At 69.8% G+C, this 18,905-nt stretch carries 19 protein-coding genes; 5 read left to right on the top strand and 14 right to left on the bottom strand.

Features of this window, described 5'->3' with window-relative positions; genetic code table 11:
- Positions 1-43 precede the first annotated feature (43 nt).
- A protein-coding gene (locus tag CIK71_RS04240; protein ID WP_245857285.1) for an IS5 family transposase occupies positions 44-956 on the top strand; the annotation gives its coding sequence in 2 pieces (ribosomal slippage) (positions 44-421 and positions 423-956; 912 coding nt in all).
- Between the two features lie 20 nt (positions 957-976).
- On the opposite strand, the gene CIK71_RS04235 is transcribed toward CIK71_RS04240, so the two are convergent.
- The 3 genes from CIK71_RS04235 to guaB form a co-directional block, all read right to left on the bottom strand.
- The gene (locus tag CIK71_RS04235; protein WP_096163924.1) at positions 977-1,693 is read right to left on the bottom strand and encodes an exonuclease domain-containing protein; all 717 of its coding nucleotides are present in this window, start codon (positions 1,691-1,693) and stop codon (positions 977-979) included.
- 157 nt (positions 1,694-1,850) lie between these two features.
- Positions 1,851-2,327: a hypothetical protein gene (locus tag CIK71_RS04230; protein WP_096163923.1), complete on the bottom strand. Its 477-nt coding sequence runs from the start codon at positions 2,325-2,327 to the stop codon at positions 1,851-1,853.
- Between the two features lie 159 nt (positions 2,328-2,486).
- Positions 2,487-3,986: an IMP dehydrogenase gene (gene guaB / locus CIK71_RS04225; protein ID WP_096163922.1), complete on the bottom strand. Its 1,500-nt coding sequence runs from the start codon at positions 3,984-3,986 to the stop codon at positions 2,487-2,489.
- Between the two features lie 296 nt (positions 3,987-4,282).
- Here guaB and CIK71_RS04220 point away from each other — a divergent pair, with 296 nt between their 5' ends.
- The gene (locus CIK71_RS04220) at positions 4,283-5,923 is read left to right on the top strand and encodes an inorganic phosphate transporter (protein ID WP_096163921.1); all 1,641 of its coding nucleotides are present in this window, start codon (positions 4,283-4,285) and stop codon (positions 5,921-5,923) included.
- A gap of 158 nt (positions 5,924-6,081) precedes the next feature.
- Here the strand turns inward: CIK71_RS04220 and CIK71_RS04215 are convergent, their stop codons facing one another.
- The 5 genes from CIK71_RS04215 to groES all read right to left on the bottom strand — a co-directional run bounded on the left by CIK71_RS04215 (position 6,082) and on the right by groES (position 10,760).
- Positions 6,082-6,858 carry a hypothetical protein gene (locus CIK71_RS04215; protein ID WP_245857284.1) on the bottom strand — a complete coding sequence of 259 codons (777 nt, stop codon included), beginning with the start codon at positions 6,856-6,858 and terminating at the stop codon, positions 6,082-6,084.
- Positions 6,859-7,010: 152 nt separating this feature from the next.
- Positions 7,011-7,991, bottom strand: coding sequence for a pseudouridine synthase (locus CIK71_RS04210; protein WP_241964142.1), 981 nt, complete (start codon positions 7,989-7,991; stop codon positions 7,011-7,013).
- A complete protein-coding gene (locus CIK71_RS04205; RefSeq protein ID WP_096163919.1) occupies positions 7,988-8,689 on the bottom strand; it encodes a hypothetical protein in 702 nt (233 codons plus the stop codon). Before CIK71_RS04205 ends, CIK71_RS04210 begins: the two co-directional genes overlap by 4 nt.
- A gap of 182 nt (positions 8,690-8,871) precedes the next feature.
- The gene (gene groL, locus CIK71_RS04200; protein WP_096163918.1) at positions 8,872-10,458 is read right to left on the bottom strand and encodes a chaperonin GroEL; all 1,587 of its coding nucleotides are present in this window, start codon (positions 10,456-10,458) and stop codon (positions 8,872-8,874) included.
- A gap of 5 nt (positions 10,459-10,463) precedes the next feature.
- The gene (gene groES / locus CIK71_RS04195; RefSeq protein ID WP_096163917.1) at positions 10,464-10,760 is read right to left on the bottom strand and encodes a co-chaperone GroES; all 297 of its coding nucleotides are present in this window, start codon (positions 10,758-10,760) and stop codon (positions 10,464-10,466) included.
- A 438-nt stretch (positions 10,761-11,198) separates the two neighbouring features.
- On the opposite strand from groES, the gene CIK71_RS17645 reads away from it, so the two are divergent.
- A complete protein-coding gene (locus CIK71_RS17645; RefSeq protein WP_176485536.1) occupies positions 11,199-11,369 on the top strand; it encodes a hypothetical protein in 171 nt (56 codons plus the stop codon).
- Positions 11,370-11,463: 94 nt separating this feature from the next.
- Here CIK71_RS17645 and CIK71_RS04190 read toward each other — a convergent pair whose 3' ends face one another.
- The 5 genes from CIK71_RS04190 to CIK71_RS04170 form a co-directional block, all read right to left on the bottom strand.
- Positions 11,464-12,318 carry a metallophosphoesterase family protein gene (locus tag CIK71_RS04190; RefSeq protein WP_096163916.1) on the bottom strand — a complete coding sequence of 285 codons (855 nt, stop codon included), beginning with the start codon at positions 12,316-12,318 and terminating at the stop codon, positions 11,464-11,466.
- 205 nt (positions 12,319-12,523) lie between these two features.
- Complete coding sequence (locus tag CIK71_RS04185) at positions 12,524-12,961, bottom strand: molybdenum cofactor biosynthesis protein MoaE (RefSeq protein ID WP_096164229.1); 438 nt, start codon at positions 12,959-12,961, stop codon at positions 12,524-12,526.
- Positions 12,962-13,008: 47 nt separating this feature from the next.
- Positions 13,009-13,557: a MogA/MoaB family molybdenum cofactor biosynthesis protein gene (locus CIK71_RS04180; RefSeq protein ID WP_096163915.1), complete on the bottom strand. Its 549-nt coding sequence runs from the start codon at positions 13,555-13,557 to the stop codon at positions 13,009-13,011.
- Positions 13,554-14,126: a cyclic pyranopterin monophosphate synthase MoaC gene (gene moaC, locus CIK71_RS04175; RefSeq protein ID WP_176485535.1), complete on the bottom strand. Its 573-nt coding sequence runs from the start codon at positions 14,124-14,126 to the stop codon at positions 13,554-13,556. The genes CIK71_RS04180 and moaC overlap by 4 nt, the downstream gene beginning before the upstream one ends.
- Positions 14,123-15,406 (bottom strand): molybdopterin molybdotransferase MoeA, encoded by a 1,284-nt coding sequence (locus tag CIK71_RS04170; RefSeq protein ID WP_096164228.1) that lies wholly within the window; start codon positions 15,404-15,406, stop codon positions 14,123-14,125. Before CIK71_RS04170 ends, moaC begins: the two co-directional genes overlap by 4 nt.
- A gap of 242 nt (positions 15,407-15,648) precedes the next feature.
- Between CIK71_RS04170 and moaA the strand changes: the two genes are divergently transcribed.
- Together moaA and CIK71_RS04160 are read left to right on the top strand one after the other, a co-directional pair.
- Positions 15,649-16,749 carry a GTP 3',8-cyclase MoaA gene (moaA, locus tag CIK71_RS04165; RefSeq protein ID WP_096164227.1) on the top strand — a complete coding sequence of 367 codons (1,101 nt, stop codon included), beginning with the start codon at positions 15,649-15,651 and terminating at the stop codon, positions 16,747-16,749.
- A gap of 61 nt (positions 16,750-16,810) precedes the next feature.
- Positions 16,811-17,086, top strand: a complete 276-nt coding sequence (locus CIK71_RS04160) for a MoaD/ThiS family protein (protein ID WP_096163914.1) — start codon at positions 16,811-16,813, stop codon at positions 17,084-17,086.
- Positions 17,087-17,140: 54 nt separating this feature from the next.
- Here the strand turns inward: CIK71_RS04160 and CIK71_RS04155 are convergent, their stop codons facing one another.
- Positions 17,141-18,865, bottom strand: coding sequence for an ABC transporter family substrate-binding protein (locus CIK71_RS04155; protein ID WP_096163913.1), 1,725 nt, complete (start codon positions 18,863-18,865; stop codon positions 17,141-17,143).
- Between the last annotated feature and the right edge of the window lie 40 nt (positions 18,866-18,905).

Raw genomic sequence — 18,905 nt, 5'->3', positions numbered from 1 at the left:
GTGTCTCCCATATGTGAGGGGGTTTTGCCTTGAGGGTTGAGGGATGGCTACTACTGCAGCGTCCCGGGATCGGGCTCTTTCGGATGAGCAGTGGGAGCGGATTGAGCCGTTGCTGCCCTCGAACGAGGGTCGTAAGGGGCATCCGTTCGAGAACAACAGGATGATCGTGGAGGGCATCATCTATCGTGCTCGGACCGGTATTCCGTGGCGGGATCTGCCCCGGGAGCGGTTCGGACCCTGGCAGACGGTGTGGAAGCGCCACTACCTCTACGCGCGGCTGGGAGTGTGGGACGAGATCCACGCGGTACTGATGGCTCAGGCTGATGCTGGCGGGGACATCGACTGGACGGTGTCGGTGGACTCGACGATCAACCGTGCCCACCAGCACGGGACCAACACCACCCGCCCTGACCAGCCCACAGGGGGCGAAGGCGAACCACAAGAATCTGGCGCATGAGGAGCCCGAGGGGCATGCGGTCGGCCGCTCCCGCGGCGGTCTGGGTAGCAAGATCCACGCCGCGGTCGATGGCAATGGGATGCCGCTGGCAATCGTGCTCACCGGCGGTCAGCGCAACGACGGTGCGATGCTGGTGGAGGTCCTCGATGACATCCGCGTACCTCGCCAGGGCCCTGGCCGGCCTCGGACCAGGCCCGATGCGGTGGTCGCGGACAAGGCCTACTCCTCGGGCAAGATCCGCAGGATGCTCGCCGCCCGGGGCATCAAGGCGGTGATCCCGCAGAAATCCGATGAGATCGCCTCCCGCAAGACCAAAGGCTCGCGCGGAGGTCGCCCGCCTGGCCTGGACCAGAGAACTTACGCCGGTCGCAACGTCGTCGAACGACAATTCGGCCTAGCCAAGCAATGGCGCGCCATCGCCACCCGCTACGACAAGCACGCCATCAGCTACCGAGCCGGCGTCGTCCTCTGCGCCGTCATCGCCTGGCTACGAAAATGAGAGACACGCCCTAGCTCTTGTCACAGCGGCCAGCTGGTGTTGACGTCGGGCGTCTTGCCCTTCTTCTTGAGGAACTCGTTGAAGTTCTCCGCCCAGGTGCGGTGCCAGCCGACCTGCTCGCGGTGGAGGTCCGCAAGGGACGAGGCGGCGATCTGGGGGTGCTTGGCGACGATCGCCCGCAGCACGTCGAGCGTCGCGGAGACGTCGATGTCGGCCGTATGCAGCCGACCGTCCTGCTGGATGTCGAAGTGGGCCAGGAGGTCGGTGAGCGTCCGCTTGCCCTTGCGGTAGCGATCCACCCCACGGTCCACCACCAGCGGATCGATCACCGGGGCGATGTCATGGCCCAGTCGCTGGGCGAGCGTGGGCAGGCCCAGACGGGTCAGCTCGTTCTCGAGGATCGCGAGGTCGAAGCCGCCGTTGAACGCGACGAGCGGGACGTCCTTGCCGAGGGCGTCGGCGATCATCGTCACGACCTCCTCGAGCGCCTCGGTCGCCGTCATGCCATGGGCGCGGGCGTGCTCGGTGCTGATCCCGTGGACCCGCTGGGCAGGCTCGGGGATGTCCATCTCCGGATCGATCAGCCAGGTCGCGACCGTCTCGCTCTCACGGCCGGGCCCCACCGAGTGCACGAGGGCCACCGTGACGATCCGGTCGGAGGCCACATTGGTGCCGGTGGTCTCGGTGTCGAATCCGAGCAGGGGCGCATCGGTCCAGGACAGGGGTGCCGCAGTCATGGGGCCAGCCTAGATGCCGGGGCCGACGTTCCTGACCCGTCGTCCACAGGACCCACAGGACCCTTTCCTCCCGCGCCCCTCCCCGGGCCGCGGACCTCCGCTCGGGAGGCCCGGTCCCGGGCAACTCGCGCCGAAGTGCAGCGGCGGACGCCTCGTCTCAGAGCTGGGCGATGTCCACCGCCATGGTCGTGCCCAGGACGACAGGCACCAGGAGGGGAGCCACCACGCTGAGCACGATCGCGAGGACGCCGCGGATCGCCCCGCGGTTCCCGACCAGGCCGACGATGCCCAGCACGATCGCGGCGATACCCATCACGGTCCACAGCAGCAGTGATCCGAAGGACCCGAGCACCGCTGTCTGATACCAGGCAGGGGTGTCGCTGAGGTGATAGCCCGAGGCGGTCTCCATCGGCACCACCGTCAGCCCCACGAAGGCCATCGTTGCGATCGAGCCGAGCAGCGCGATCAGCGCGAGCCCGAACCCCCAGGACGAAGCGACTGCTCGACCGCGCCGCTCCGGGGCAGGCGCATCGGAAGGCGCGTCGGTGCCGGCGCCGGCGGCGGGCTGCCAGGACGTATGGGGCGTCTCCGTGGAGGACGGGCCGACTGCGGACTGCGTGTTCTGCAAGCTCATGAACTCGATGCTAGGAGCCCGCTCCGGCCGCGCTCCATCCAGGGAGCCGTCCTGATCGGCGGGGGCTATCCCCACCGACGGAACGCGTCCGTGCGAGGCTCGGTGCGAGACTCGGCGCGAGGCTCGGTGCGAGACCCAGCGCGAGGCCTGGTGCACGGCTCAGTGAGAGGCGTAGTTCGGCGCTTCCATGATCGCTGCCATGTCATGGGGATGGGACTCCTTGAGCCCGGCCGCGGTGATCCGCACGAACTGCCCGCGGTCCTTGAGCTCGGGGACCGTGTTCGCGCCGACGTAGAACATCGACTGATGCAGCCCGCCCACGAGCTGGTGGACGACGGTGCCGAGCTGACCCTTGTAGGAGACGCGGCCCTCGATGCCTTCGGGGACGATCTTGTCGTCACTGGGCACATCGGCCTGGAAGTAGCGGTCCTTGGAGAAGGACTCCTTGCCGCGTGAGGACATGGCCCCGAGCGAGCCCATGCCCCGGTAGGCCTTGTACTGCTTGCCGCCGACGAGGACGACCTCGCCCGGGGACTCCTCGGTGCCGGCCAGCAGGGAGCCGACCATGACGGTGTCCGCCCCGGCGACGAGCGCCTTGGCGATGTCGCCGGAGTATTGCAGGCCGCCGTCGCCGATCAGCGGCACGCCCGCCGGCCCGCAGGCCTTGGACGCCTCGTGGATCGCGGTGACCTGTGGGACGCCGACGCCGGCGACCACGCGCGTGGTGCAGATGGAGCCCGGGCCCACGCCGACCTTGACGGCGTCGGCCCCGGCATCGACCAGGGCCTGCGCGCCCGCGCGGGTGGCGACGTTGCCGCCGATCACCTGGACGCCGGCGAAGAACGGATCGGCCTTGATCGTGCGGATCATCTCGAGCGACAGGCGCGCGTGCCCGTTCGCGGTGTCGACCACCAGCACGTCGACGCCGGCCTCGCACAGGGCACCCGCACGCTCGAGCGAGTCGCCGAAGAAGCCGACACCGGCGCCGACCAGCAGCCGGCCCTGGCTGTCCTTGGAGGCCTCGGGGAACTGTTCGGACTTCACGAAGTCCTTGACCGTGATGAGACCGGTGAGACGACCGGACTCGTCGACCAGCGGGAGGCGCTCGCGCTTGTTCTTGCGCAGCAGCGCGGTGGCCTCCTCGGGCGTGACATCGTCGGGAGCGGTGAACAACTCCGTGGTCATCACGTCGGAGACCTTGGTGGTGGACCATTCGGCGACCGGGATGAACCGCAGGTCACGGTTGGTGCAGACGCCGAGCAGCTGGCGGGAGGGATCGACGACGGGAAGGCCCGAGACGCGATACTGACCGCAGATCGAGTCGAAGTCCTCGAGGGTGGCGTCGGGCCCGATGGTCACGGGGTTGGTGATGCGGCCGGTCTGGGTGCGCTTGACGAGGTCGACCTGGTGGGCCTGGTCCTCGATCGAGAGGTTGCGGTGGAGGATGCCGATGCCGCCGTGCCGCGCCATCGCGATGGCCATCCGCGATTCGGTGACCGTGTCCATCGCAGCGCTCGCGAGGGGCACTTTCAGCGAGATCTCCCGCGTGAGCCGACTGGTGGTGTCGGCGTCCGAGGGGATGACATCCGTCTCCCCGGGCAGCAGCAGCACGTCGTCGTAGGTGAGTCCGATGAAACCGAAGGGATCCGCGCTCGTCATGCACCGATGGTAGCGGCGCGAACGCTGCGTGTGCAGACCCGATCACCGCCACCGGGATCATCCGGCGCGGTGATGACCAGCAACGATGAATCGCGTGGGCGGGATCACGCCCGGAGGCGGAGACAAGGAGCGCCAGATCACGTCCGCACCACCGAGCCGGACGACCCACCGGGGCCTCGCGCGCGGGGCACGTCCGGGAGGGGCACCGGGGTGGCATCCTGATCTACAGTGACGGCGCCCCTCGGGGGCGCTGCACGACCCTGCCCCCAGTCCTCACACACCCCGGGAAATCGACGATGCCGCCTTTGAAGGCCCAGCCCCCCATCGATGCTCCTGTGACGGCCGGGTTCCTCGGACCCGACCGCAACTGGCATCTCAGCGCAGGCGCGGTGACGGCAGTCACCGTGATCGCCTTCGCCATCTGGTCGTTCGGTCACGCCGGCGCCGGCGTGAGCCCGCCCCTGCTGCTGCTGGCGATCGCGTTCGGGCTCTTCATGGCCTTCAACATCGGCGGGAACGACGTCGCCAACTCCTTCGGCACCAGTGTCGGAGCAGGCACACTGACCATGAAGCAGGCGCTCATGGTCGCGGCGGTCTTCGAGGTCTCCGGCGCCGTGCTCGCGGGCAGCTCGGTCACCGAGACCGTGCGCAGCGGCATCGTCGACATCGACAGCATGCACGTGGACCCGCAGTCCTTCGTCTACATCATGATGTCCGCGCTGCTGGGCGCCGCGGTCTGGCTGCTGCTGGCCACGAAGATGGGCTGGCCCGTCTCGACCACGCACGCGATCATCGGCGGGATCGTCGGCGCGGCCGTCACCACCGGGCTCGTCACGGGCACCGGCGGCCTGGAGATGGTGCAGTGGGGCGAGATCGGCCAGATCGCGATCTCCTGGATCCTCTCCCCGCTGCTCGGCGGCATCGTGGCCTTCCTGCTCTTCGGAGCGATCAAGCGCCACATCCTGGCCCCCGCCGCCCGGGCGATCGCCCTGGGATCGCACGGCTTCGACGATGCCGAGGACGACGACGATGACGATGACGACGAGGAGGACGAAGAGCGTCGACACATGCCCGCCTCCGAGCGTGTGAGCGAGCTGCAGCAGGCGGCCTTCGCCGAGTCCGCGGCCCTCGACCTCACCCCGGGCGGCCCCGGCGCGGAGCTCGTGGAGCAGGCCGCCGGCCTCTCCAAGAAGAAGCGCAAGGCCGCTCGCAAGATCGAGCGCAAGGCCGCGTACCACGCGCTGGAGAAGCGCGTCCCGCCGCTGGCCGCGGGTGCTGCCGTCGTGATCGCGGCGATGCTCGTCTTCAAGGGGCTGAAGAACGTCGGCCTGGATCTCTCGCTCGGCGGCGGCATCCTGCTGCTGATTATGGTGGGCATCGCTGTGTGGATGGCGGTCACGGTGTTCGCCCGTGCTCTGAAGAAGCAGTCGATCTCCCGCGCGACGTTCATCATGTTCAGCTGGATGCAGGTGTTCACGGCCTCGGCCTTCGCGTTCAGCCATGGCGCCAACGACATCGCCAATGCGGTGGGTCCGTTCGCCGCCGTGCTCGATGTGCTGAGCACCGGTGAGATCTCCGAGGAGGCGGCCGTCCCGACAGCGGTCCTCGCCGCCTTCGGCATCGCCCTGATCTCCGGCCTGTGGTTCGTCGGCCGTAAGGTGATCGCGACCGTCGGCTCCGGACTGACCTCGATGCACCCGTCCTCCGGCTTCGCCGCCGAGCTCGCTGCGGCGGCCGTGGTGATGCTGGCTTCCGTGCTGGGACTCCCGGTCTCCTCGACGCACATCCTGATCGGCGCCGTCCTCGGCGTGGGCATCGTGAACCGTGCGGCGAACTGGAAGCTCATGAAGCCGATCGCCCTTGCCTGGGTGATCACGCTCCCCGCCGCGGCCAGCATCGGCGCTGTCGTGGTGCTCGTGCTGCGCGCGATCTTCTGAGCCGCATGCGGCCGGACTGACACGCATCGCCGGCCGCGAGGCACCGGCCAGTCCGGGCCTGGCCCGGACGTGTCGGTCCAGCCGGGCCGCATCGGTCCAGCCGGGCACAGCACAGCACAGCACCGCCGGATACAGCCCCGGCCCGCCAGGTTCCCGCTCTATTCGGGGTCGGTGGGTCGGGGCTCCTCCTTGCCCCCGAGCACCCGCCGCACGCGGTCGAACTCCGCGCGGAACGCTTCTTCGTCGTGCTCGTACTGCGGTCGCCAAGGCATGCCCAGACGCTCGGCGAGCTCGTGGTTCGACCGCGCGATCCGCCGCCGACGGTTCTCGCGCACGAGCACACCGCGAGGCGGGGCGGGGCGCAATCCGGCCGCGGTTTGCAGTGCTCGCAGGCCGTCGAACGATCTCGCGTCCCAGCCGATCTCCTGGACCACCCATTGGCGGTCCTCCGGCTCCCCGTGGCGCGGTCGGGCGCGCAGGCCGATCAGAGCGATGCTGCCGCGCTCCGCCTCCCCCACGGCGTGGTCGACCTCGGAGATGTCGGCGCGGTCTGTGGTGCGCAGCCCCTTGCGCAGCGTGAGCGTGCCGGCCGCCTCATCGAGATGGACCACGCGATGGGTCACGAGCATCGGCACGATCGCCCAGAGGGCGAACAGGGCCCACAGCAGGAGCGCTCCCGTCAGCAGCTGCACCCATGCCGGGGAGAGGAGCTGTTCGAGCAGTCCATCGTGGCCGCCCCGGAGCCGGCCGAGGCGCCACTGCTGGAGGCCGGCACCGGCGAAGGGCGAGAGCAGCACAGAGATCAGCGGCAGGCCGATGAGGGCACCGGGCACATAGCGCGCGGCGACGGTGGGGCCCACGATGACGGCACCGCTGCGGGTCCGCCGCGGGCCGGGCTCCGGGACGGCGGAGTCGGGGATCTGCGGGGTGCTCACGGCGACAGCGTACGTTCCGCGCGCAGGGAGTCTCCTGGTGGCGGCCGGGCCGGACCGCGAGCGCACGGACCATCAGGGATGACCGCCAGGTACCGACAGCCAAGTACTGGCAGCCAGGTGCCGACAGCCAAGCGCCGGCAGCCCGTGGTGAGTCACGCCCCTGCAAGCTGCCGACCGCTGCGGAAGCGCCGCTCCTGCCCCGTGATCGGGTCGAGGAACGCGAGCGACCGTGCGAGCAGCTGCAGCGGGAGTCCGGGGACCGCGTCGCCGTCCGTCGACGGGCGAGGCTCCGGATAGAGGTCCTCCCCCAGGATCGGCGCGCCGCGGGAGGAGAGCTGCGCCCGGAGCTGATGCGTGCGTCCGGTGCACGGGTGCAGTCGCAGCAGCAGCGTGCCGTCGGTCTCCGAGGTGGCCACCTCGAGCAGTGTCCGCACGTTCGGCTCGCCGGGCAGCACCTGCGTGATCAACTCTCCGCGCTGCTTGACGAGGCGGTCCAGGAGCATCACCCGCTCCCCCGGGGTCGTCGGGATCGACGTCTCCGGTCCGAGCCGCACTCGCGCCTCGTACCCCTTCGCCACCTCGGCGCGCGCGAAGAGCTGCTGGTAGGCGGAGCGCTCGTCGGGCACGATCCCGAAGGCGAGCACGCCGGCAGTGCGACGGTCCAGGCGGTGCAGGGGCACCAGGGTCTCGATCCCGGTGGCCCGGCGCAGGCGCACCAGAGCACTGGAGAGCACATGCGCGCCTCGCGGCATGGTGGCCATGTCATGGGGCTTGTCGAGCACGAGCAGGTGCTCGTCACGGTGGATGATCGGCAGCTCCGCCTCGGGGACGTGCTCCTCGCGCAGCTCCCGGTGGAACCACAGCTCGTCCTCCGGGCCGACGGGGGCATCTGCGGACCAGGGGCTGCCGTCCGCGTCCACGATCTCGCCCCGGACGAATCGTGCATCCAGCGGCGTCGCCTCCGCCACCGCGAGCGCGGGGAAGCGTTCGAGCAGCGCCTCGAGGGCGGGACGTCCCTCGGCCGCGTCGCGCGGGACCCTCCAGCGCACGGCGTCCAGTCCCTCGCGCTGGGGCAGGGGCGGCGGCCGACGGCGGGCGCGACGACGGGCAGCTCGTCCCGGCTGCTCGCTCACAGCCCCCACACGGCGAAGGTCAGGACGTTGTGGGCGGTGTAGAACACCGCGAGCAGGAGGAGCAGGAGGTTGGGGTGGCGATCCACGACGCTCATCGCCTGCGGGGCCTGAGAGCGCAGGTCCGCGGCAGTGATCACGTCGACGTGGTCGATGCGCACGCCGGCCTCGCGGGCCCGCTGCAGCGTCATCTCCTGGGCGCGCGGGCCGAAGAAGCGGCTGGAGACGGCGAGCATCCGGCGCCCCTGCCGGTCCATGACGTACACGCCGTCGTAGGTGGTCTCCGACGCCTCGAGCAGCTCTGCCGCCGAGGCGCCGCGGTCGATGTCGCGCACCGCGATCACGCGACCCACCTCGTCCCAGCGTGCCGCGCGAGTGCGCCGGGCGAGACTGCGCAGCACGAATCCGTGCGCGTCGATCTGCAGCCAGGCGGTGAGGATCCGCAGGCACACCACGGCCGTGGCGGCCGCGACCAGCACCCACAGCAGCAGGGGCAGGGTGAAGACGATGTCGTGCATCAGCGCGGGGTCGCGCCACAGCCGCTGGCCCACGAAGCTGATGATCACCAGGAACTCGAGCACCACGGCGAACACGAAGCCCGCACCGAGCGTGCCGAGCACGACGCCGACCGGGGGCCCGAAGGTCCGCGTGGGCAGACTGTCGTCGCCCGCGGGATGCACGAGATCAGGGCTGCTGCTCACGGGTGCTCCTCCCACGGTGGTCGCACAGGGACCTGGCCATCTTAGGCCGCGACGACCCTCCAGACGTGATCCTCGCCGCAGGTCGGACGCCCGATATGCCGACGGGCGGGCGGACCGGGTCTCCCCGTTCCACCCGCCCGTCGGACGACGTCGAGCGACCTACCGGTCGGCTCGAGTGAGGATCACTCCTCCTCGTCGTCCTGCTTCTCGATCACGAGGGTCTCGGTCGTGAGGACCATCCCGGCGATGGAGGCGGCGTTACGCAGCGCGCTGCGGGTCACCTTCACCGGATCGATGATGCCCTCGGCGACCAGATCGACGTAGTCGCCGGTCGCGGCGTTCAGGCCGTGACCGACCTGGGACTCCTTGACCTTCTCGACGACGACGTAGCCCTCGAGGCCGGCGTTCTCGGAGATCCAGCGCAGCGGCTCGACGACCGCACGGGCCACGGCGCGCACGCCCACGGCCTCGTCGCCCTCGAGCCCGAGGCCGCCCTCGAGCACGGAGGCAGCCTGGACGATGGCGCTGCCGCCACCGGCCACGATGCCCTCTTCGATGGCAGCGCGGGTCGCGGAGACCGCGTCCTCGATGCGCATCTTCTTCTCCTTGAGCTCCACCTCGGTGTGAGCTCCGACCTTGATCACGGACACGCCGCCGGCCAGCTTCGCGAGGCGCTCCTGGAGCTTCTCGCGATCCCAGTCGGAATCGGTGTTCTCGATCTCGCCGCGGATCTGCGCGACACGATCGGCCACGGCCTCGTCGTCACCGGCGCCGCCCACGATGGTGGTGGAGTCCTTGGTGATGACCACACGGCCGGCCTGGCCGAGCACGTCGGTGTCGACGGTCTTGAGGTCCAGTCCGAGGTCGGCGGTGACGACCTGGGCACCGGTGAGCACCGCGATGTCCTGCAGCATCGCCTTGCGGCGATCGCCGAACGCGGGAGCCTTGACGGCCGCGCCCTTGAAGGTGCCGCGGATCTTGTTGACGACCAGCGTGGACAGTGCCTCGCCGTCGATGTCCTCGGCGATCACGAAGAGCGGCTTGCCGCCTTCGACGACCTTCTCCAGCAGCGGCAGGATGTCGGCCACGGCCGAGATCTTGCCCTGGTGCAGCAGCACCTGGGCGTCCTCGAGGACGACCTCCTGGCGATCTGCATCGGTGACGAAGTGCGGGGAGATGTAGCCCTTGTCGAACTGCATCCCCTCGGTGAAGTCCAGCTCCATCGCGGTGGTGGAGGACTCCTCCACCGTGATGACGCCGTCCTTGCCGACCTTGTCGAACGCCTCGGCCAGCAGCTGGCCGATCTCGCGGTCCTGGCTGGAGACGGACGCCACGGAGGCGATCTGCTCCTTGCCGTCGACCGGGGTGGCGATCTCGCCGAGCTTGTCGGAGAGGGCCTCGACGGCCTGCTCGATACCGCGCTTCAGGGCCGACGGAGCGGCGCCGGAGGCGACGTTGCGCAGACCCTCGTGCACGATGGCCTGAGCGAGAACAGTGGCGGTGGTGGTGCCGTCACCGGCCACGTCGTTGGTCTTGGTCGCGACCTCCTTCGTGAGCTGGGCACCGAGGTTCTCGTAGGGATCGTCGAGCTCGATCTCACGGGCGATGGTCACGCCGTCGTTCGTGATGGTGGGAGCGCCCCACTTCTTGTCGAGAACGACGTTGCGGCCCTTGGGGCCGAGCGTCACCTTGACGGTGTTGGCGAGCTTGTCGACGCCACGCTCGAGAGCGCGGCGCGCGTCCTCGTTGTAGATGATCTCCTTGGGCATGTGTTTCAGCCCTCGATGATCGCGAGGATGTCGCGCGAGCCGAGCACGAGGAACTCGTCGCTGCCGTACTTCAGCTCGGTGCCGCCGTACTTGGAGAAGACGACCTTGTCGCCGACCTTGACGTCCATGGGGACGCGCTCGCCCTTGTCGTCGAAACGACCGGCGCCGACGGCGACGACCTCGCCCTCCTGGGGCTTCTCCTTGGCGGAGTCCGGGATCACGAGGCCGGAAGCAGTCGTCTGCTCGGCCTCGAGCGGCTTGACGACGACGCGATCCTCGAGGGGCTTGATGGAGACCGACATGCGGCTCACTCCTTCATGAAGAGATGACTCTGTGAGTTCTAAGGGCAGGGAGCCCGATCCCGGTCGTCGTCGCGGTGCCGACCGAGGAGGTTCCCTCTGCGGCAGCTTCTGGCACTCTCGGCCGTCGACTGCCAACGGGACAACTGTAGGACCGCGCTGGCACTCATGCAAGACGAGTGCTAAATCGACGTCCGGGACCGCGGCGCGGGCGGTGGCCGACCCCCTCGCGGTCCGTCACGTCACAGGCCCGCCACACATCGCGCAGATCACCATTGCGCACCAGGTCACCTGCTTATTGTGAACCTGGCAACCAGTGGGCTCCGAAGCCTGGAGTCCTCAGCCCGCGCACGGTAGAACTGACAGCAGAGACGTTGCCGTGGCCCCTGCGATCCAGGGCGCGGCATCCCGCCGCTCCGACCCAGAGGAGATTTCCCCCTGATGGCCATTCTTCGTGCCTTCGGTGCCATGCTGCGCCGCCGTTCCGATTCCCAGCTCGCTGAGGACATCGTCGCGGCCGGGAACGCCGCCCGCCACCAGCACGGCCAGGACCCGATCACCCCCGGCCCCGTCAGCAGCCAGGGCGTCCGTCCCTACGGATTCGGCTACTGAGGAGTCGGCTGCACAGCCACTGATCGCCTGAGCCCCTGTGGAGAGGATCCGCGGGGGCTTCTTGCTGCCCTGAGCCGGAAAGCGAGGGAGCGGATCAGCGCCCGGCCGCGTCGACGATCGCGGCGACCTGCTCCGGCCCGAAGTCGTAGACCGGGGTCTCCGGATCTGCCGAGGTGTCACCCGCGTTGGGGAAGATCGAGGTGACCACCCGGGGCGCCCCGGCACCGAGCTCGACCAGGCTGGCTCCGGATTGGGCCCGGGACTGCTCGTGCTCGCCCGCCGTCACCGGGTCCACGACGTTCGTGATGCCGGGGACCACGTGCAGCGGGATCCCGGCGATCGCCCCGGTCATCTCGTGGTGGTAATGGCCCGAGAGCACGATCCGCACGTCGGAGCCCTCGAGCACCGCGGCGAGCTCGTCGAGCCCGTCGAGGTCCAGCGCCCGCAGCAGCGTCGTCGCGCCGACCAGCGGAGGATGGTGGATCGCCAGCACGGTGCCACCCGCGGCGGGTTCGTCGAGCACCCCGGAGAGCCAGGTGAGCTGCTCGGGATCCAGATGTCCGTATCCCGCCCCCGGAACGCTCGAGTCGAGCACGACGATGCGTCCTCCGGTCTCGAGCGGGATCACCCTGTCCTGGACCGTCGTGCCGCGGTCCCCCAACGCGATGGTCTCCCCGTAGGCGACGGAGACGTCATGGTTGCCCATCACCACGGCGAGCGCGGCGCCCTTCTCGGCGGCGAAGGGGTCGAGGATCTCGTGGAGCAGGCGGTAGCTCTCGGGGGTGCCGTCCTCGGAGGCGTCCCCCGTGTGGACGATCGCGTCCAGGCCGTCGACCGCGGCGAAGCGGTCCAGCAGCCCGCGCAGGGCAGCCGTGGTGTCGATCCGGTCGTAGTGCCGAGCCGCGGGATCACCGTGGAGGTGGGTGTCGCTGAGGTGGAGGATGCGCATGGTGCCACCGTAACGAGCGCAGATGACGGGGCGGTGACGCGCAGCCGACGCGCACGGGCACGGGCATGCGGACGGGCGCGGGCACACTCACAGGTAGAGGCACAGGCACAGGCACAGGCACGGCACGCACGCACACGGGCACTGGCACTGGCACTGGCACTGGCACTGGCACTGGCACGAAAGGCACGGCACGGCACGGCACGGATCAGCCGAGCGCGCCCACCCATTCGCTCTCGCCGTCGTCGAACACCTGGAGCTTCCAGATCGGCAGACGCTGCTTGACCGTGTCCACGAGGTCGTCGCAGGCCACGAAGGCCTGTTTCCGGTGCGGCGCGGCGACCGCACAGGCCAGGGCGCTGTCCCCGATCTCGAGCGGCCCGTAGCGGTGGGCGACGGCGATCAGCGTGTCCGGATAGCGCGCGGAGATCTCATGCGCGACCTCGAGCATCACGGCTGCCGCGCCGGGGTGGGCCGAGTACTCCAGCCGCTCGACGCCGCGGCCTCCGTCGTGGTCGCGCACGACGCCGTCGAAGGTGACGACCGCGCCGCAGCGGGGATCCGCGACGGCCTCGACCATCCGGGCCACGGAGACCGGCTCCGTGGTCACCTCGGCAAGGCGGACGCGCTCGGCGGCTGCTCCCATCGCCGGGTCGCCCTCGATGCGCAGCGGCTCGGGCTCGGTGCCGGCGCTCATGCGTGGCCCCCGCCGTCGCGCTGTTCGAGCAGGTGGTCGAGGATCGGGTCGAGCACCGTGATCCCGTCGCGCACTCCCCCGCGGGAGCCGGGCAGGTTCACCACGAAGCTGCGCCGGGCCATCCCGGCCAGCCCCCGGCTCAGCAGGGACGTCGGGGCCTTCTCGGCGCCGAGGCGGCGCACGGCCTCAAGGATGCCGGGCATCTCCCGGTCGAGCAGCGGAGCGGTCTGCTCGGGGGTGACGTCGGTGGGGCTGATGCCGGTGCCGCCGGAGGTGATGATGACGTCGATCCCGGCGTCGATCGCCACGGAGAGGGCGCGACCGACCTCGGGGCCGTCGCTGACGACCTGCTTGTCCGCTGCCTCCAGGCCCCTGCTCTGCAGCCACTGGAGCAGCAGGGGGCCGGTGCGGTCCTCGTAGCTGCCGTCGGCCGCGCGGGTCGAGGCGATGATGACGCGGGCGGTGCCGCTCAGCGCCGGCGCGGCGTCGGGGTCCTCACGCACTGCGCAGTCCGCATCGGTGCGTCGGGCGGGCATCTGCTTCATCTCTGCTCCTCCTGGGACCCTTGCTGCGCAGCGTCCGTGGGCGCCTCTGCAGCGGCCGACGGCCCCGTTCCCCCGCAGTCTTCTCGACCGCTGCGGGTCCAGTCGCCGCTCTTGCCCCCTGACTTCGCGAGCACCTCGACGTTCTCGATGCTCGCCAGATGGTCCACGGCCTTGATCATGTCGTACACGGTCAGCGCCGCGACCGTGGCCGCGGTGAGCGCCTCCATCTCGACGCCGGTGACGCCCCTGGTGCGTACGCGGGCCGTGATCTCCACCCGGTCCTCGGCGGGCACGAGGTCGAGCTCGACCCCGCTCAGGGGCAGCGGATGGCACAGCGGAATGAGATCGCTGGTGCGCTTGGCCCCCATGATCCCGGCGATCCTCGCCGTCGCAAGGGCTTCCCCCTTGGGCAGGTCGCCGCTCGCGATGCGGCCGACGACATCGGGCCGGGTGCGCAGCACGGCCCGTGCGGTCGCCTCGCGGGAGGTGACCGCCTTGTCGGTCACGTCGACCATGTGCGCCGAGCCGTCGGCCCGCACGTGCGAGAGGTCGTGGGACACGTCGTTCATGAGTCTCCTCCAGGGATCAGCACGGTCTCCAGCATGTCGCCGTCGTGCACCATGTCGGTCCCGACGGGGACGATCACGAGGGCATCGGCGGCGGCGAGCCCGCCGATCAGGTGCGAGGACGCCCCACCGACCAGGCGCACCCGACCCGATGGCAGGAGCCGAGCCCGACGGTACTGCTCGAGGGCGAGTGGGGAAGGTTCCGGGAGCTCGACCCCCACCGGGAGACGCAGACGGGTGCGAGGCGGCGCCCCGAGAGCCGGCCGGGCGATCAGCTCGCAGCTCAGCAGCGCGGAGACCGGGTTGCCGGGGAAGGCGAGCCAGGGCACTCGCCGCGCGGGCAGATCGAGGGTGCCGATGCCCTGCGGGCCCCCAGGCTGCATCGCGACCTTCGGGAAGGCCATGGTCACGCCCGCGGACCCGGCCGCGTCCCGCACCACCTCGAACGCTCCTGCGCTCACGCCGCCACTGGTCACGACGAGGTCGGCGTCGTACGAGTCGACCAGAGCGCGCAGTCGGGAGAGCAGTGCGGCCGCATCGTCCGGGACGGCGGCACAGTGCACGACCTCCGCCCCGGCCGCAGCCAGTGCCGCGGAGAGCCCCGGCCCGTTGGCGTCGAACACGCCTCCGGCCACCGGGGAGGCACCCGGGACCGCGACCTCGCTCCCGGTGGACAGCACGATCACCCGCAGCCGTGACTCGACCTCCACGTCGGCCAGGCCGCAGGCGGCGAGGTGGGCGATGCGGGCCGGCGTGAGCACCTGGCCGGCGCGCAGCACGGTATCCCCGGCGTGGGTGTCCGAGCCGCGACGCCGCACGTAGCGCCCGGGGTCGCGCGAGACGGGAGCCAACGTCACGGTCCCGTTCTCGCTGCCCTCGGGCTCCCCGCCGCGCCCGGGCTCGAAGCGTCCTGCTGCGCTCTCCTCGACCGGGATCACCGCGTCGGCGCCCTGCGGGATCGGTGCTCCGGTCATGATCGGTCGGGCGGTGCCGGCGTGGAGAGTGCCGGGGGCGTCCCCGGCCGCGATCATGGGTCCTCGCGGCATCGCTGCCGAGCCGTCGGCGGTCAGGGCGGCCTCGAGGTGCGCGGTGCAGACCGCGTAGCCGTCCATCTGCGAGTTGTCATGGCCGGGCACGTCCACCCGGGAGCGGGCGTCGACCCGTGCCACCCGGCCGACGGCGAGCGCACCCAGCGGCAGCACCTCGCCGCTGCGCACCGGGGCGAGCAGCGCGAGCGCGTCGGCCACATGGTCGGCGAGCGGGATGCGCTCGGCAGCGGTCATCGTGTCCACTCTCCGATCGAGCAGGGTGAGTCGAGCAGTGCGATCCCTCAGGGCGATCCGTGCAGGGTGCAGGGCCGTCGGGGTCGGCGGCCCCTCCAGTATCCCGCCTCGCGGCGCGTGTGTGGCCGATGCCTTCCTCCGGGCCCCGCGCCGGATCACGCACGGTGTCACACGGACGCCTATCCTGGAGGGACCGGATCCGCCGGCAGCTCGAACCGATCACCGCCGAGGAGGTGCTGTCGATGGCCGCTCGCCGCATCGGCCTGGGCATGCCCAAGCTGCGCACCACGGACGAGACCGTCTCGACCCTGCCCGACACCTCGGACCGGCCCGCGACGACCGCGCTCGCGGACCGCTTCGGCCGCGCCGCCACCGATCTTCGACTGTCGCTCACGGATTTCTGCAACCTGCGCTGCACCTACTGCATGCCCGCCTCCGGCCTCACGTTCCTGAACAAGGAGCAGATGCTCTCGGTCGACGAGGTGGTGCGGCTGGTGCGGATCGGCGTGGAGCGTCTGGGCATCGAGCAGGTGCGCTTCACCGGCGGTGAGCCGCTGACCCGCCCCGACCTCGAGGAGATCATCGCCGGCGTCGCCTCGCTGCCGCAGCGCCCGGACATCTCGCTGACCACGAATGCGATCGGTCTCGACCATCGCGCGGCACGCCTGCGGGATGCGGGACTGGATCGCATCAACGTCTCCCTGGACTCCGTGGTCTCCGAGACCTTCGAACGGCTCAGCCGCCGGCCGCTGCTGCACCGTGTGCTCGCCGGGATCGACGGGGCGCGCGAAGCGGGGCTGGATCCGATCAAGGTCAACGCCGTCCTGCTGCCTGGCGTCAACGACCACGAGCTGCCCGACCTGCTCGACTGGTGCCTCACCCGGGATCTGCAGCTGCGCGTGATCGAGCAGATGCCGCTGGATGCGGACCATATCTGGGACCGCTCCTCGATGATCTCCGCGGCCGACGTGCACGAGATGCTCGCCCCGCGCTATTCCCTCGCCCCCGTGGCCGAGGCGCGCGACGGCGCCCCCGCCGAGCTGTTCGAGGTCGCCGACCGGGCCACCGGCCACCACCGGGGCCGGGTCGGGATCATCGCCTCGGTGACCCGCCCCTTCTGCGCCGACTGCCGACGCACCCGGCTCACCGCCGAGGGCCGCGTGCGCACGTGCCTGTTCTCCCGTGAGGAGACCGACCTGCGCGGCGCGCTGCGCTCCGGAGCCGACGACGAGGCCATCGCCGAGATCTGGCGGGCCGCCCAGTGGGGCAAGAAGGCCGGCCACGGCATGGATCGCGACGACTTCGTCCAGCCCGAACGCCCCATGAGCGCCATCGGCGGCTGAACGCCATCAGGCACATGGCCCGTGTGCCGCCGAGCCGCTCCACGTCACTGCGAGGAGAGACATGACCCCCACCGAGACCGGCTCTGCCCACGCTCCCGCCATCTCCGTCCAGCTCTTCGCCGGCGCTGCCGCGGAGTACGGCGCCGACACGGCGACCGTGCACGGAGCCACACTGCGCGAGGCGCTCGAGGACCTCTTGCGCACGGCCTCCGCGGACGCGGCCCGCGTGATCGGACGCTCGAGCATCCTCCTGAACGCCGTGGCCTGCACCGACCACGACCAGGCGCTCGCGGAGGGCGACACTCTCGATGTGCTTCCGCCCTTCGCCGGCGGCTGAGGCACGACAAGGGGCCCCGAACGTCTTCGTTCGGGACCCCCTGATCAGGTGCCGTCAGTCGTCCAGCTTGGCCGATCCCTCGACGTAGCCGATCGTCGTCCAATCCGGGCGCTGGAAGCCCCACGCACCATAGTTCGCGAGGTCGTCGTTCTGCACGTAGAAGTCGTAGGACTGCCACAGCGGGATAGTCCCGGCAAGCTCCCACAGATTCGCGTCGATCTGATTGATCAGGTCGAGGCGAGCATCCGGGTCCGTCTCGATCGCGGCCTGGTCGATGAGCTTGTCCGTCTCCTCGTCGCCGATCTTGCCGAAGTTCTGCTCGCCCTCGCTCTTCCAGATCGAGTCGCCCGAGGAGAGGAACGGATTGCCGACCCAGCCGAACAAAGTCAGATCGAACTCGCCGGGGATGACGTACTTGGAGAAGAGGTCCGTCGGCGGAACCTTCTGCACCTTCATCGTGATGCCGACCGCCGCGAGCTGCTCCTTGACCACGGGCACGACGGCCTCATTGGTCTTCGAGCCGTCGTTGTAGACGTAGGTGATCTCGATGGGCTTGCCGTCCTTGGTGGCCAGGTCGTCCTCGAAGGTGTAGCCGGCGTCCTCGAGCAGCTTCTTGGCGGCGTCGGGGTCGTACTTGCCCAGGTCCCCGGCGTTGTCCTGGTATCCCTCCTGATTCGTCACCAGGAGGTGGTTGTTCAGCGTCTCCGTGTCCTTCGGGTACGGCATGGTCGAGTTGACCGACAGGAAGACCTCCTCGCGATCGATCGCACGGAACATCGCCTGGCGCACGGCCTGGTCAGCGAGCGGTCGGCCTTCGGTGCCGTTGAGCGTGATGTGGGTCCAGTTAGGACCGGCGGCCTTGCGCAGGGACACGCCGTCGCCGATCATCGGCTCGACCACGGAGTAGGTGGCCGGGACGGTGGTCTCGATGACATCGAGCTGACCGTTCTGGAAGCTGGTCGCGGTTGCGGCGGGATCCTCGATCGTGGTGAAGAGGACCTGCTTCAGCAGGGCCTTGTCGCCCCACCAGTTCTCGTCGGGCTCGAGCAGCACGGTCTTGTTGCCGGCGTCGATCTTGCCGACCTTGTAGGGGCCTGCCGTCACCATCGGCTCTGCCTGCCAGCCGGTGTTGAAGGCGTCGGCGGATTCGGCGAGCGAATCCGGCATGACGGCGGCGAGACCGGTCCAGTCGGCGTACTTCTCCTTGAAGGTGATCACGGCGACGAGGTCGCTGTCACCCTGCTCGATCTTCTCGACCTTGTCGTAACCCTCGGACGACGCGACCCCGTATTCCTCCTTGGAACCATCCATGGTCTTGAAGACGTTCTCGATCGACTTGTAGTCGATCGGAGTCCCATCGGACCAGGTCATGCCCTCGTTGAGTTCGATCTCCATGACCTGCGGATCCTCGGAGGTGAGCTCAAGGCGCTTCGTGTAGAGCGGGTTTGGCGTCACTTTGCCCGCCGCGTTCGACGTCCAGATCTCGAGCGGGAATATTGCTCGAAGCATGTCGCTGGTGTTTCGCTCATTGCCGTCGGAGTGGAACGGGTTCCAGTTCGCGGGGAATGCGTTGTTCGCGAGACGCAGCACGCCGCCTTCGCCGAGCTCGTCACGCTCCTTGGCGTTGATGTCGTTCGCGTCGGCGGCGATCTGCTCGCCGCCACCGCCGTCGGAGCCGCCGCTCCCGCCGTTGCCCGGATCCTTGCTGCACGCGGCCAGAGCCGTCATCGAGACGGTCATCGCCGTCGCCCCCAGCATCGAACGCCTCGTCAAACGCATGTGCTTCTCCTTCATTAGCGGACGGCGAGATCTTCGTGCC

The organism is Brachybacterium alimentarium, assembly GCF_002332425.1.
Classification (GTDB): Bacteria; Actinomycetota; Actinomycetes; order Actinomycetales; family Dermabacteraceae; genus Brachybacterium; species Brachybacterium alimentarium.
The sequence above is the reverse complement of the archived record's forward strand: the minus strand, read 5'-3'. Positions and strand labels throughout refer to the sequence as shown.

Coding starts and splice junctions, on each gene's coding strand:
- CIK71_RS04235 (WP_096163924.1), bottom strand. CDS start 1,693: ATGACTGCGGCACCCCTGTCCTGGACCGATGCGCCCCTGCTCGGATTC.
- CIK71_RS04230 (WP_096163923.1), bottom strand. CDS start 2,327: ATGAGCTTGCAGAACACGCAGTCCGCAGTCGGCCCGTCCTCCACGGAG.
- guaB (WP_096163922.1), bottom strand. CDS start 3,986: ATGACGAGCGCGGATCCCTTCGGTTTCATCGGACTCACCTACGACGAC.
- CIK71_RS04220 (WP_096163921.1), top strand. CDS start 4,283: ATGCCGCCTTTGAAGGCCCAGCCCCCCATCGATGCTCCTGTGACGGCC.
- groL (WP_096163918.1), bottom strand. CDS start 10,458: ATGCCCAAGGAGATCATCTACAACGAGGACGCGCGCCGCGCTCTCGAG.
- groES (WP_096163917.1), bottom strand. CDS start 10,760: ATGTCGGTCTCCATCAAGCCCCTCGAGGATCGCGTCGTCGTCAAGCCG.
- CIK71_RS17645 (WP_176485536.1), top strand. CDS start 11,199: ATGGCCATTCTTCGTGCCTTCGGTGCCATGCTGCGCCGCCGTTCCGAT.
- CIK71_RS04190 (WP_096163916.1), bottom strand. CDS start 12,318: ATGCGCATCCTCCACCTCAGCGACACCCACCTCCACGGTGATCCCGCG.
- CIK71_RS04185 (WP_096164229.1), bottom strand. CDS start 12,961: ATGGGAGCAGCCGCCGAGCGCGTCCGCCTTGCCGAGGTGACCACGGAG.
- CIK71_RS04180 (WP_096163915.1), bottom strand. CDS start 13,557: ATGAAGCAGATGCCCGCCCGACGCACCGATGCGGACTGCGCAGTGCGT.
- moaC (WP_176485535.1), bottom strand. CDS start 14,126: ATGAACGACGTGTCCCACGACCTCTCGCACGTGCGGGCCGACGGCTCG.
- CIK71_RS04170 (WP_096164228.1), bottom strand. CDS start 15,406: ATGACCGCTGCCGAGCGCATCCCGCTCGCCGACCATGTGGCCGACGCG.
- moaA (WP_096164227.1), top strand. CDS start 15,649: ATGGCCGCTCGCCGCATCGGCCTGGGCATGCCCAAGCTGCGCACCACG.
- CIK71_RS04160 (WP_096163914.1), top strand. CDS start 16,811: ATGACCCCCACCGAGACCGGCTCTGCCCACGCTCCCGCCATCTCCGTC.
- CIK71_RS04155 (WP_096163913.1), bottom strand. CDS start 18,865: ATGCGTTTGACGAGGCGTTCGATGCTGGGGGCGACGGCGATGACCGTC.